The following is a 14,493-nucleotide window of genomic DNA, read 5'->3' on the forward strand; positions in this document are numbered from 1 at the left end:
TACAACTGAAACTTTTGATTATAGTTTACCTTTAATTGTCCGTAACTTTACTTCCTATGAAAAGGTATTAATTTAAGAAAGAAGCAGATTTTATATATAAATGTCTTGTGTGTTGCGGATAAACTATCAGCAGTCACTTTAAAAGGCTCTTTCATAGGCATTATAGTTAAGTGTTGACAATATATATGTTATTTAGTACTAATCAAAATTTTTTAGAGAAATTTTGATTCGAGGAGAATAAAACTATGAAGATGATTAAAAAAGGCTTCTGTAATTCAAAGACCTTTCCATGTGTTACTGAATCAAGTTATCGTAGTTCTTCTCGCGGATACGGTAAAGTTATTTATAATTCTATGTCAAATAGGTATCGAATGACTATTTGACATCTATGAAATATTCTTCCTACCTGATTGCCGTTTCCGTCGAAAGTAAGTAACTTTGCAGGCAAACCAGATTGATTATATGGGAAAAGGAAAATTAGAGAAGTTCGCCGATATGGCAAGTTATCCGCATGTGTTTGAGTATCCTTACTCTGTGGCGGACAATGTGCCTTTTGAAATGAAGGGCAAGTGGAATGAAACATTTTTTGGTAATGATCATCCGATAGTGCTCGAACTGGGTTGTGGTAGGGGAGAGTATACCGTAGGACTGGGACAGATGTTTCCGGATAAGAATTTTATTGGTGTAGATATCAAAGGATCACGTATGTGGACCGGAGCTACCGAAGCCTTGAAAACAGGTATGAAGAATGTGGCTTTCCTACGTACGAATATTGAAATAATAGACCGCTTTTTTGGCTCGGGGGAAGTGAGTGAAATATGGCTTACCTTTTCTGATCCTCAAATGAAGAAGGCTACCAAGCGATTGACTTCTACTCATTTTATGGAGCGTTATCGCCGCTTTCTTAAACCAGATGGAATCATTCATTTGAAGACGGATAGTAACTTCATGTTCACCTATACCCGATATATGATCGAAGAGAATAAGTTTCCGGTAGAGTTTATCACCGAAGATCTTTATCATTCCGGTCTTGTAGATGATATTCTGGGAATCAAGACTTATTATGAACAACAATGGCTTGACCGTGGTTTGAATATTAAGTATATAAAATTTCGGCTTCCGCAGCAAGGTGAATTGCAAGAGCCGGATGTTGAAATAGAACTCGACTCGTATCGTAGCTATAACCGTAGTAAGAGGAGCGGGTTACAAACAAGTAAATAATCAGATTTACGATTAGACGATTGACGATTTACGATTGAAGAATCTTTCTTCCTGTAGTCATAGGTAATCCCAATCGTCTTATGGTAAATCTAAGTAATTTCAATCGTCAAATTGTAAATCGTCAAATCGTAAATAAAATGACTCTTTATCCAAAGTTAATACTCGATGCGCTGGCAACAGTGCGTTATCCCGGTACCGGTAAGAATCTTGTTGAAGCCGGTATGGTGGAGGATGATATCCGCATTGAAGGGATGAAAGTTTCTTTTTCCCTTCTTTTTGAAAAGCCTACCGATCCTTTTATGAAGTCGGTGGTTAAAGCTGCCGAAGCAGCTATTCTTACTCACGTAAGTAAAGAGGTGGAAATTGTAGGCAATATTAGTGTAAGAACCATTCAGGCTGCACGTCCGGAAGTAGGAAAACTATTGCCGCAAGTGAAAAATATTATTGGTGTTTCTTCCGGAAAGGGAGGGGTTGGTAAGTCTACCGTAGCGGCAAACCTTGCTGTGGCGCTTGCCAAACTTGGCTATAAAGTTGGATTGCTTGATGCTGATATCTTTGGACCCTCTATGCCAAAAATGTTTCAGGTAGAAGATGCCCGCCCTTATGCCGAAAAAATTGGAGGGCGTGATATGATTATTCCCGTTGAGAAATATGGGGTGAAACTTCTTTCCATTGGTTTCTTTGTCGATCCCGATCAAGCTACTTTATGGCGTGGTGGTATGGCAAGTAATGCACTGAAACAGCTTATTGGTGATGCCGATTGGGGCGAATTGGACTATTTCCTGATTGATTTGCCCCCCGGAACCAGTGACATCCATCTGACTGTGGTACAAACATTGGCCTTGACTGGTGCAGTTGTAGTGAGCACCCCACAGGCTGTGGCATTGGCAGATGCCCGTAAGGGTATTAATATGTTCACCAATGAGAAAGTGAATGTACCTATCTTGGGGTTGGTCGAAAATATGGCTTGGTTTACTCCTGCCGAATTACCCGAAAACAAATATTACATCTTTGGGCGTGAAGGTGCCAAGAAACTGGCAGAAGAGATGAATGTGCCTTTGCTGGGACAGATTCCTATAGTTCAAAGTATTTGTGAAAGCGGTGATAAGGGAACTCCTGCTGCATTGGATGAGAATACAATTACCGGTCGTGCTTTTTTATCATTGGCTGCTGCTGTGGTCCGCCAGGTAGATCGGCGGAATGTAGAACAGGCACCTACACAGATTGTAGAAATGCATAAGTAATGCGAATCAGTAGTTGAAATCTGTTTTACCACAGAGTACCACAGAGTTTTAAATCTTTATTGAAATGCAGATGAACGCAGATTTTCGCAAAGGGAAACCATATAAGATAAAGAGCTACAGTCTTTTAAATCTACGTTCATTTGTGTTAATCTGCGTTTCATCAGATAATTAGTACTCTGTGAAACTCTGTGGTGAGTTGTATTTATTCTTATTTATTGAGTACTTTCAGCAGTTCACTCTTCATTTTATCTACTCCGGGAAATCCGGTTGTTTTATAAGTGATGTTTCCTTCACGGTCAACGAGCAGATAGGTAGGCACTCCTCTGATCTGGAATGAATTCATCAGATAATTCCATTGATCAGCTGTTACCCGGAAGTGTTCTCCATGAATATCGGGTATCATGTTTTCCCATGTACCTTTTGGAGAAGTTTCTCCGGTCAGATAAATATAAACGATATCCCTGTCTTTTAACTCTTCCTTCATGGGGATCATAGCTTTGTTTGCCATGCGGCATGGTCCGCACCAGGTTGCCCAGAAATCCACTAATAAGGTGTGCCCGTGATATTTGGAAATAATAGAAGCGAACAAATCTTCGTTACTTACCTCACCAGCTTCATTTATGGTAAATCCGGTTTTCTTTTTGTTCTTTTCTATTTTTGCCAGTAATTCATCGTTTTTCTCTTTCACTGTTTCCAGATAGACGGGAGTTGATAGAGCGGATATTTTTGCCAATTGTTCTTCTGTGACAGGTGTAAAGTCGTTAATTCCGTTTAGTACATTGGCTACTGTAGAAAGTTCAAAATAGATCCCTTTGTCTGTTCCTAATGCTTTGCTGAATGCCGTCTTGAACATGGGGCTTCCGGTGAGACGCATATAGAGCGGAACATACATTGCCTGTGGGGTATTAAGAGAGGGAAAATCCCGTAATACATTCAGAAAATCATCCGGAAGACTGACAGGATTATTCTTTATATATTCATTTACTTGCTCGTCCTTCAGCTTATAGTTAGTGATATGTACACGTTGCATGATTCCGGGAACGAACGTGAGAAGTGATACAGCCGATGCGTCTACAGCACAACAAAGCATCTCTTTGCAGGCTTTTGTTGCTTTAAGAGCATCAATCTGCCGGAGTTTCTCTTTATGTTTATTCAGGATATACGCTTTTACTTCTTCTGCATTTCTGTCTTTCAGGTCTTTTATGAACTGAGGATAGTCATCATCTATATTGGTTTTAAAATTCTGTTTAGCAATTTCTCCGGAGAGGCCGGCAAGATATCCTCCGTAGTAGACGTTTGCTTCATTGGATTTTTTGTCTTTATGCAACTTGGATTGCCGACGGCAAATCTCACGTTGGTTGATGACGAGATTTGTCTTTTCTCCGGGTGCTAATAAAAAATCAATTGCTTCTATTCCGGCATAAAGAGTAGCGGGTGTTGTTGTAATGACTGGTATTTCGCTGGAGAATTGTCCATTATCATTTACTTTTATGTCTACTTTTTGTTCCAGGTTAACAGCGCCTCTAAGGTAGATAGTGAAATTTGAAGACATTCCCGGTTCAAAATCAAGTATTTGCCCTTCTAAGAGAGCTTTGCCTTTTTCTATTTTGGGTGTAGGTAGGGTAGTAAGCTTTTTGGTTCGTTCTGTAGCTTCAGCCGGTAGTTTTAGCTTAGGCAACTTACCATCCAATTGTATTCCCCAGATTTTGAAAGCGCCTTCTGTATCTCCTTCGGAGAAATCGATAGAGGTAATATCTTTTGGCAGGGGTGGAAAGACAAGTTTAAATTCGGCTTGTCCGGATTCCGGCATCCAAAACTTTTGATCGGGAGTGATACCGATACCGTGGCGCAGAGGATATAATTCGCCGTCACTTCCTTTCAGAAAGCTACCGGAAGCAATTTTTATCCAGTTTTTAGGACGATAAAAAGCTTTGATATGTAGTACGGTTGCTGTGTCACTCAATGCTACTTTATCTATTTCAATGCTTGTAGAACTCCAGGCGGTGAAGGGAGGTTGTTCTATGATTCTTTCCTGGGCTTGTGTAAATGCTGCCAGACTTAGCAGAAAACAAGTGATAAGTACGAATGGTTTCATGGTGTTGTTATTTATGGTTATTTACAAAAATAAGAATTATATGGTTAGAATCTGTGTTTTGTGTATAAAAAAGAAGAAGTAGCGCCATAAAGTAATGGGTCCTTCTTCTTTTTCAATTAATGTAGTGTGAGAGAGAGTGTTTTTACTGGAGTTTGAAATTGATAGGGAGAGTGTATTGCACGGCTAGCGTTTCTCCTTTATTTTTCCCGGGTTCCCAACGTGGCATGCCTGTTATTACGCGTATTGCTTCTGCATCCAATGAGGGTGACACGCTTTGCACGATCTTCGGACTGGTAACACGGCCCTCCTTATCGATTATGATCTGTACGACCACGCGTCCCTGCGTTTTACTTTTCTGGGCATCGACCGGGTATTTGATGTTTTTGGCCAGATAGCGCATCAGACCTTCGGTTCCACCGGGGTATTTAGGCATCTCTTCTGCATTCTCGAGAATAGTATCCGATGTATCTGTATCCGTGTTTTCGTCGGTGGCATACGCTACTACAACGACTTCGTCCAGTTTGCTGTTTTTTATTTCTTCCGCTTCCGGTTCGTTCAATTTGAAGAGGATGGGAACGGTATAGCGGACACGTACTTCTTTTCCTCTTTGAGTACCGGGAGTCCATTTAGGCATGGTCGATAATACCCGTATAGCCTCTGCATCCACTTCTGGGCTGACAGACCGTACAATTGTCGGTGTACTGATCGATCCGTCTTTTTCTACAACGAAACCGGCGATAACTCGTCCTTGTATTCTTTCCTGATGTGCTTTCGCAGGATAACGCAGGTTTTGGCTTATATATTCCATCAGAGCTGTTTGCCCTCCGGGAAAAACAGGCATTTTTTCAACAACATCGAATACCTCTAAATTTTCCTCCATTTTCTTTCTGGCAGCTGCACTTAGAAGCACTATCTTCAGATTGAGACGGTCTTGGCTTTTGATATTCATAGAAGCAGAAATGTCTTTATTGTCAATTGTAATCGTGGTGATGCCTTCTATTGCTGTGAAAGAAAAATTACCATTGGCGTCTGTTTTTGTATCCGGAATATTTATTTTCTGAAAAGTCCCGTCATTCAGAATTTCTGCTCCTAATGTGGCGTCAGCCAGTCCTTTTCCTGTGTCATCAACTACTACTCCTTTGTATTCCACTTTCTTTTTGGGGAGGGGAGTTGCTGTCGGAATTGTCGGTTCGGAGGTTTCTGTGGCAATAGATTGTAGCGTTTCGCCTGTTTGCCCTGTTTTCTCTTCAACAGCCTGTATCACATCTTTGGCAAAATCCTTTGTTGTTCGGGCCACTGCTTCGATGTTACTGATTATCATCAGCAGGGCAGCCAGTGGAAGAAACATCAGATATTTGGTTCTTCCTATCTCTTTCGTTCTTTTTTTATTCATCATTGTAATTCGGTTTTTGAGTGGTAAAACATTGAAACTATTATAAAGAGTTGCTGCAGCCTTATGATGAGCCAGTCCCAACAAGTGGTACTGGTATGTTTTATGATCATATCCTGTTTGTAATACATGCTGGTCGGCCATGTATTCCAGATTGTTTCGTATTTCGCGTTTCATGAGCCAGGCAAAAGGATTGAACCAACAAGCGATGCACATCCATTCTCCGAATACTACGTCTGCCGAGTGTATTTGCCGGGCATGGGTAAGTTCGTGTACCAGTACTTCGTCCAATTCTTCTTCCGTATGTGATTCCGGATAAATGAAGATCCAATGAAAAAAAGAGAATGGACTGCTTGCTTTATTTAGGGCATATACACGTACACCTTTTATTTGTATTGCTTTACATCGTATCCTTAAACGGATGATGCTGATTAGCTGTACTATGAAACGAATGGAGAAGAGGATTACTCCACACAGATAAATCACCTTTAGCAACGTGAGCGTTATGTCGTGCCAATTGATACCGGCGGTTATCGTCACTTCATCAAATACAATTTCCGGAAGTAATGTCGTGGCATAAAGGTCGGCCATTGCTACCATAGGCTCGTGTGCTTTCACCCATTCTTGCAGATTGAGCATCGGGTAGAGGAGTGAAACCCCGAAAAAGCAGAGTAGTGCCGTCCGCCGCCAATGAAAAAAGGTATCCTTATACAAGAACAACCGGTAAAAGGCGTAGAATAGTGCAATGCCTACATTGATCTTCAGAAAATATGCAAGTTCCGGAGTCATGATTTTACTGTTTATTCGTTATTCTTCTTTACCTTTTTCAATCATGTCGATGATCTCTTTCAAGTCGCTGGTCGAGATTTTCTGGTCTTTGGCAAAAAAGGAAACCATCTCTTTATAGGAATTCTCAAAGTAATTCCGTACTACTCCGCTCATGAAACTGCGTTTATACTCACTTTCCCGTATGGCAGGAGTGTATTGATAGGTGTTACCTACCCGGCGGGGCGTGACGTATCCTTTTCGTTCAAGATTCTTTACTATGGATGCTACGGTCGTATAGGGGGGAACCGGTGGTTCAAACTTGGCTACTATCTCTTTCACAAAACAGTTTTCCAATTCCCAGATGTAGATCATCACTTCTTCTTCTTGTATAGTCAGCTTTTCCATGGAGTATGTTTAATTACGATTATATTGCAAATCTACGAAAGTTTCGTAATTAAACAATAGCCAGTGGGTTAAATAATGTAAACTCAGTAAAGAAGTCATTGAGAGGCATGCCGGGCGGTATTCATTATTGTACGGTATTTCACCACAGAGGTCGCAGAGGGCACAGAGTTTAAATCTTTATTGAAACGCAGATGAACGCAAATTCTCGCAAAGGGAAATAACGATAAAATAAAGAACTACAGTTTTTTAATCTGCGTTCATCCGCGTTTCATCAGAGAAAATAATATCTCTGCGCCCTCCGTGTCCTCTGTGGTGAACTGATTCGTTTCCGATCAGATTTGAATCAACTATCCAACTACAGATTCGCATAAATTACTCCTTTAATCAGACAGAGATGTATCCTTTTGCTTGTTTACTTCTCTGTATTCTCTGGGTGTTTGATTGTAGCGTTTAGCAAATTCTTTGTAAAAATGAGAACGGTTCGTGAATGCAGTCTTGTACATGACTTCCTGTATTGTAAGGGTGGTAGTCAGTAGTAACTTGGCTGCATAAGTCATTCGTTGCTCTTTTATAAAGTCTTTTGGAGACGGTTGATTCAGGTTTTTGAATTTGCGATATAGGTTACGGCTACTCGTTTGCATGGCAGCTGCCAATTCTTCGGGTCCGAATAGTGTATTATCCATATTCTTATTTATCAGTTCTCTTGCTGTTTGCAGATATTCTTTGTCTTCTTTCTGCAATAACTGTCCTCCTCCAAAGTCAAAGGCACTGGCCGAAGAGTTATAATATTGTTCTAACTCTCTTTGTTTTTTGATAAGCTGCCTGATCACTGTTACCAGATATTGGGTGTTGAAGGGCTTGGGTATATAGGCATCAGCCCCTGACTCAATACCTTCTATTTTCTCATCTGTTGTGTTCTTAGCCGATAGAATAACCAGAGGAATATGCACTGTGTGCTTATTACTCTTTATTTGTTTAGTCAGGGTGATTCCGTCAACTTTAGGCATCATAATATCTGTAATGATCAGGTCAGGAGTTTCTTGTTTTAGCAGAGCTAATCCTTCTTCTCCGTTTTCTGCTGTAAGAATGGCGTATTCATCAGATAATATATCTTTCAACATCCACAACAATTCTTTGTTATCATCAATAATCAGAATAGTTGCTTCCGGTTGTGCACATTTATCTCCGGCAGTTGCGTTTTCGAGCTCTTGCCTGTTCATATTATTTTTTTGAATTAATTTCGGAACATCTTCCTGCTTTTGGGAAGAATTCTCTGTAATTTCCAGCTGAGGTAATGTTACGGTGAACTGGGCATACTGATTTACCTCACTTTCTACTTTTATTATACCTTGAAGCAATTCTACCATACTATGGCAGATAGCAAGTCCTAATCCGTTTCTGGAAGATAATCCCTTGATACTATTTTCTTTGATATTATCCAATACACTGTAACGGTTGAATATTAGAGGGATATTTTCTTTACTGATACCTTTGCCTGTATTGTATACTTTAACTTCCAGTTTTGCGTTTATTACTTTTACGGATATTAAAATAGTTCCTTTTTCCGGAGTGTATTTAAACGCATTGGAAATGAGGTTATTCAGTATTTTCGTAAAACAACTGTTATCACTTCTCCATATAATATTGGGGTTAACATCAGTTTGGAGAAGGATATTATTTTGCTCAGCCAATTCGCTGAATGATTCGATAATTTCCTGTGATAATTCGCTGATATTTAATTCCTGTATATGGCATGTCTGATTTCCTGTTTCCATACGGCGGAAATCTATCACTTCCTGAATCAGACTGTTGAGTCGTTCTGTATTTGATTTAATAATTTGAGCGTACTTTTTGATGAATACATCACTGTTTTCATGATGTAAGATACGTTCACACGGTCCGTAAATAAGAGTTAACGGAGTACAGAATTCATGTGTGATGTTGGTGAAGAAACGCAATTTACCCTCATACATTTCCTCCTTGTATTTTTCATTTAAACGTCTGGTAATAGATATTTTTCTCCGTTCATATTTCCATTTGATATATCTGAATATACCAATCATAAGACCTATTATAAACAGTGCATAGATAATGTATGCAACCATGGTTTGATACCAGGGAGGGAGAATGATGATATGTATACTTTTTATTAATTCTTCATTATTACTCATTCCGTCATTATATCTCACTTTCAGGATATAATTTCCCGGAGTAATATTGGTAAATTGTGCTTCATTGGAACGGGTATCCATCCATACATCGCTGAAATTCTCGAGTTTGTACGAGTATTTACTGTTTTCTCCGTTGATGAAATCCATTGCAACGAATGATACTGCAAAAAAGTTCTGATTATGATTGAGTACAATTGCCTCCTCATTGCCTTTTGCCTTCTCAAACTCAGATATGCTATATTCTTTGTTGAAGATCCGTAACTTTGTAAAGAAGATCTCGGGCACAAACTCTTTCTTCTTTCTCTCCTCATTTTTGATCCATACAATGCCGTCTACTCCTCCGAAAAAATATCTGTTTAGAGTATTATCCTGGAAATAAGCGTTATCGCTGAATTCGATGAGTTTTAGTCCGGTTTTATAATTGAGGTTACGAAAACTATTTCTTTGAGGATCAAACAAGATAATACCTGTATTGCTACTCAGCCATAGATTTCCTTTCCTATCTTCCGCAATGCCGTGTATTGTGTTATTGGGAAGCCCTTCGTTTTCGTTAAAGTTCTTGTAATCAAAGCTTCCGTCAGGGAGCAGATTTAACCGGGTTAGTCCATAACTGCTACCTAACCATATATTTTTATTACGGTCTTGATGAATACACAATATGTCGTTCATCGGTGCTATACCGTTTTTATCAAAAGTGATCAGCCGGTAAGCTTCTGTTTGTATATTGAGCCGTATGACACCGTTACCACGCATACCTATCCACATAATAGAATCATTTTCAGGATAGATAGAATATATTTGGTTATATTGCTGCCGGTTGGAAATATTGAGGTTGACAGACCGGATACTTTTAGCTTCTAAAGTATTCCCTTTGGGTTGTACATTGATTCTTAATAATGTACTGCCGGAGCCCACCCATAATAGCGAATCACAAATCTCAACCATAGAATGCACCTTGGCTATTCCAATCTTTGTGTGGTTTACCAATGGATGTATTTTATGATCCCGGTAGGAATAATAGTCTATTCCGGGCCCATCAGAACCGATCCATAATACGGGATGGGTTTTACTGGGGACAAAAGCGAATACAGCATTATTAGTTAGCCCTTCCTGTGTAGTGAAGTGGGTAACGTTTGCAGCTGAGTATACTTTTGCCTTGTCATAGTTTTCTATACGGATAATGCCATTATCTTTAGTTCCCAGCCACAGCGTGTTTTGAGGATCGGCATAAATGGCGCGGATGGGTCTTCTTTTATTTATAGGGAGTTGGTTGAGTGATAAGTTATTAAATGTATATTCATCTTTTGTCCATGCATATACTCCCTGCCCGTCTGTTCCAATCCAGACGATGTCCTGTTGTTCATCCTTCCATAACGAGAATACTCCGCAGTTAATTTCAATCTTTTCCGGTGCATAGTTATTTGCAGCATCAAGATGTATTAACCCATTGGTCTTGAAAGCAATAAGGAGATCTTCACTATCGAATATAATGGAACCAATCTCTCCACTTTCATTGATAAGTGTTTTCAGATTTTTAATGAAACGTGTCCCCTGAGGGGTGATAGCATAGATATTTCCCTCTGAATCAACAATTATAACCTTTTTGTTACTGTAAAATACATACTTAATAGGATGTGGATGTCTGAAACTGGGATGCTGCACTATCTGAGGAACTGCACTGTCTACTTGATTTACAGTATATTTTTCCATCGTTCCACGATGATTTATCCAAATGGTATCTTGTGCATCAATAACAAAGTTACTCACATTGTCGTGTGTCATGCCCTTCTGAATAGGAAGGTCAATAAACTTCTTTTGTTTTTTGGAATACAGCGAGAGAATACCGGGTTTACCAAACACGTATAAATTGTCATGATTGTCCTTGGCTACATATGAGTTCTCACCAAATTCGTTGTAATACTCCTCAATAATATTACTCCGTTGTGATAATTTATTGAGTCCCCATTTGGTACTGATCCACAGATAGACACCTTCTGTCTCTGTAATATTCTTAATAACATTGCTCGACAGGCTGTTCTGGTTATTTATATCCGGCTTATAGATATAAATATCCCGGCTATCATACATGTTGAGCCCATCATAAGTTCCGATCCACAAAAAGCGTTCGTCATCTTGAAACAAACAAGCCACTGAACTGTTGGAAAGTCCGTCCCGGCTACTGATTTGTCTAAGGTTGTATGCATTGGTATTTCCTACTAAGCATAAAAGAAACAATAATAGAATGTAAAAGTGCTTTTTCATTAGTATATTATTTGCTTGGATAGTAATTACACGTACAAAGATATATTTTTTGCCGGAATTATATAATCTTCGTATTTTTTATAATCCGTAAAAGAAGCACCAGAAGGGCATTTGGGCGATTAGCATACAAAACTGGCGAGAATGAATACATGTTGTCCTGCTGATAACATACTATTGGCACATATGAGAATACGTATTCGCTTATTATTGGCTACTTTTGCATTATACATTAAACACATCTATATATCATGAAACGATTTTTGTCAGTACTCTTTTTAACACTTTTGTCTCATTTGTTTTTGTTTGCGACTCAGTCTTTAGGAAAGTTAGACTTTTTACGGTGTGAATATCTGGTCACTCCTTTAGGTGTTGATGTTCCAACTCCTCGTTTTAGCTGGAGATTACCTGCCCACCTGAATAAGCAGCAAGCTTATCAGGTAATTGTTGGCACAGACTCTGTAGCAGTAGCGAATGGTACTGGAAGAGCGTGGGACTCCGGAAAGATATTGTCTTCGGAGGTACTTACAGTGTATGCCGGGAAGGCGATGCAGCCTTATACCCGTTATTATTGGAAGGTTTCTGTCTGGGATGATGCTAATAATAACTATACAAGTGCCGTATCTCATTTTGAAACAGGATTAATGGGGATGCATAACTGGAAAGGTAGTTGGATTTCGGATACGCACGATTACCGTTTGAAACCTGCTGCTTATTTCAGAAAAGCATTTGATGCCGGACGTAAGATCAGACAGGCACGGGCATACATTGCTGTGGCTGGATTATATGAACTATCTATTAATGGTACACGTGTGGGAGACCATCGACTTGATCCTGCTTATACACGTTTTGATCGTCGTACTTTGTACCTGACACATGATATAACCCAATTACTGCAACAGGGAGATAATGCTGTGGGAGTATTATTGGGAAATGGCTGGTATAATCATCAATCTACAGCAGTGTGGAATTTTGATCAGGCTCCCTGGCGTGGCAGACCTAAATTCTGTATGGATATTCGTATAGTCTATGAGGATGGGAAAGAGGAGTTCGTTTCTACAGGATCAGATTGGAAAACGTCATTGAGTCCGGTAATCTTTAATAGTATCTACACGGCTGAGCACTATGATGCCAGAAAGGAACAGACTGGATGGAATACTCCCGGTTTTGATGATAGGAAATGGAAAAACGCTGCTTGTACATTAGCTCCTTCCAATTTAATTGTTTCTCAGCAGATGCATCCGGTTCGTGATGTGAAACAACTCAATCCGGTAAAGATGACTAAACTATCGGATACAGATTATCTGTTTGATTTCGGACAGAATATGTCCGGGGTTAGTGAACTGATTGTAACCGGAAAACCGGGTACCGAAATAAGATTGAAACATGCCGAAAGAATTGGGGAGGATGGAAAAGTAGACATGTCTAATATTGATTATCATTATCGTCCTACTGATGATTCTGATCCGTTTCAGACTGATATCTTCATATTAAGTGGAAAGGGAGAAGAGTCTTTCCGGGCACGATTTAATTATAAAGGTTTTCAATATGTCGAAGTGTTGAGTAACGAGCCTATAGAACTGACAACGAGTAGCCTGAAGGCTTATTTTATGCATAGTGATGTACCTGTTGTTGGAAAAGTGACTTCATCGAGCGAACTATTGAATAAAATATGGGAAGCAACCAATCGTTCTTATTTATCCAATCTGTTTGGTTATCCCACTGATTGTCCTCAAAGAGAGAAAAACGGCTGGACAGGCGATGCACATATTGCTATAGAAACTGCGCTTTACAACTATGATGGCATTACGGTTTATGAGAAGTGGCTGGCCGATCATCAGGATGAACAGGCTCCTAATGGTGTATTACCGGCTATCATCCCTACCGGAGGATGGGGCTATCATTGGGGTAATGGAGTGGATTGGACCAGTACGATAGCTATTATTCCATGGAATATTTATCTGTTTTATGGCGATAAACATTTGCTCGAATCTGTATACGATAATATAAAGCGGTACGTAGATTACTTGAATTATACCTATCCTTCCGGTATTACAGACTGGGGCTTGGGCGATTGGATTCCTATAAAGGCACGTTCTTCAAAAGAACTGACTTCTTCTATTTATTATTATGTAGATACCGATATTCTGGCTAAAGCGGCTAAATTGCTGAATAAGCAGCGTGATTATGAGAAATACTCAACTTTGGCTACAAAAATAAAGAATAGTATCAATGCCCGCTTCCTGGACGAGCAGAAAGGAATTTATTGCAGTGGACACCAAACGGAGCTCAGTACACCTTTATATTGGAATATTGTTCCGGAGCATATGAAGGAATTAGTAGCAAAGAATCTGGCCGAAAAGGTAGAAAAAGATCAAAGCATGGATGTTGGTTTACTGGGAAGTAAAGCGATTCTTAATGCCCTGAGTGAGAATGGGTATGCTGATTTAGCCTATGAATTGGCTTCCAAAGATACCTATCCTTCCTGGGGCTGGTGGATTAAGAATGGAGCTACTACTCTTTTTGAAAATTGGCGTACAGACGGTTATCGGGATATTTCATTGAATCATATCATGTTTGGTGAAATTAGTGCCTGGTACTATAAGGCTTTGGGAGGACTTTTCCCGGATGCTTCTGCTCCTGGTTTTAAACATATTATTTTAAAACCTAACTTTGTAACCGGATTGAATTCTTTTGAGGCCAATCATGTTTCACCTTATGGAGAAATAGTTTCATCATGGAGTAAAAACAGGAATAAAGTTCAGTATACGGTAACGATTCCTTCGAACACTTCTGCTTCATTGTATCTTGACGATGCATATATTGTTAAAAGTAAGGAGATAAAGTCGCAGATTTTATCAGCACAAAGAGAAGAAGGAAGTATAAAACTTACTCCCGGAACGTATCATTTTGAAATTAGAATTAAATAAGAATGCATAT

General features: G+C 39.5%; 7 protein-coding genes. 3 read left to right on the top strand and 4 right to left on the bottom strand.

The window, feature by feature from the left end; all coding sequences use genetic code 11:
- Positions 1 to 462 precede the first annotated feature (462 nt).
- On the top strand, positions 463 to 1,221 hold the full coding sequence (gene trmB / locus ACESQI_RS22190; RefSeq protein WP_002562261.1) for a tRNA (guanosine(46)-N7)-methyltransferase TrmB: 759 nt from the start codon (positions 463 to 465) through the stop codon (positions 1,219 to 1,221).
- Between the two features lie 137 nt (positions 1,222 to 1,358).
- A complete protein-coding gene (locus ACESQI_RS22195; protein ID WP_025867469.1) occupies positions 1,359 to 2,465 on the top strand; it encodes an Mrp/NBP35 family ATP-binding protein in 1,107 nt (368 codons plus the stop codon).
- Positions 2,466 to 2,673: 208 nt separating this feature from the next.
- On the opposite strand, the gene ACESQI_RS22200 is transcribed toward ACESQI_RS22195, so the two are convergent.
- The 4 genes from ACESQI_RS22200 to ACESQI_RS22215 all read right to left on the bottom strand — a co-directional run bounded on the left by ACESQI_RS22200 (position 2,674) and on the right by ACESQI_RS22215 (position 11,556).
- The gene (locus ACESQI_RS22200) at positions 2,674 to 4,560 is read right to left on the bottom strand and encodes a TlpA family protein disulfide reductase (RefSeq protein WP_373127176.1); all 1,887 of its coding nucleotides are present in this window, start codon (positions 4,558 to 4,560) and stop codon (positions 2,674 to 2,676) included.
- Positions 4,561 to 4,702: 142 nt separating this feature from the next.
- Positions 4,703 to 6,739 (bottom strand): TonB family protein, encoded by a 2,037-nt coding sequence (locus ACESQI_RS22205; RefSeq protein ID WP_373127178.1) that lies wholly within the window; start codon positions 6,737 to 6,739, stop codon positions 4,703 to 4,705.
- A gap of 18 nt (positions 6,740 to 6,757) precedes the next feature.
- On the bottom strand, positions 6,758 to 7,123 hold the full coding sequence (locus ACESQI_RS22210) for a BlaI/MecI/CopY family transcriptional regulator (protein ID WP_002562257.1): 366 nt from the start codon (positions 7,121 to 7,123) through the stop codon (positions 6,758 to 6,760).
- A gap of 380 nt (positions 7,124 to 7,503) precedes the next feature.
- Positions 7,504 to 11,556 (bottom strand): response regulator, encoded by a 4,053-nt coding sequence (locus tag ACESQI_RS22215; RefSeq protein WP_373127180.1) that lies wholly within the window; start codon positions 11,554 to 11,556, stop codon positions 7,504 to 7,506.
- A gap of 248 nt (positions 11,557 to 11,804) precedes the next feature.
- Here ACESQI_RS22215 and ACESQI_RS22220 point away from each other — a divergent pair, with 248 nt between their 5' ends.
- The gene (locus ACESQI_RS22220; RefSeq protein ID WP_320908748.1) at positions 11,805 to 14,483 is read left to right on the top strand and encodes a family 78 glycoside hydrolase catalytic domain; all 2,679 of its coding nucleotides are present in this window, start codon (positions 11,805 to 11,807) and stop codon (positions 14,481 to 14,483) included.
- Positions 14,484 to 14,493 lie beyond the last annotated feature (10 nt).

Origin of the sequence: Bacteroides sp. HPS0048, from assembly GCF_964240755.1 — a bacterium.
GTDB classification, from domain to species: domain Bacteria; phylum Bacteroidota; class Bacteroidia; order Bacteroidales; family Bacteroidaceae; genus Bacteroides; species Bacteroides nordii.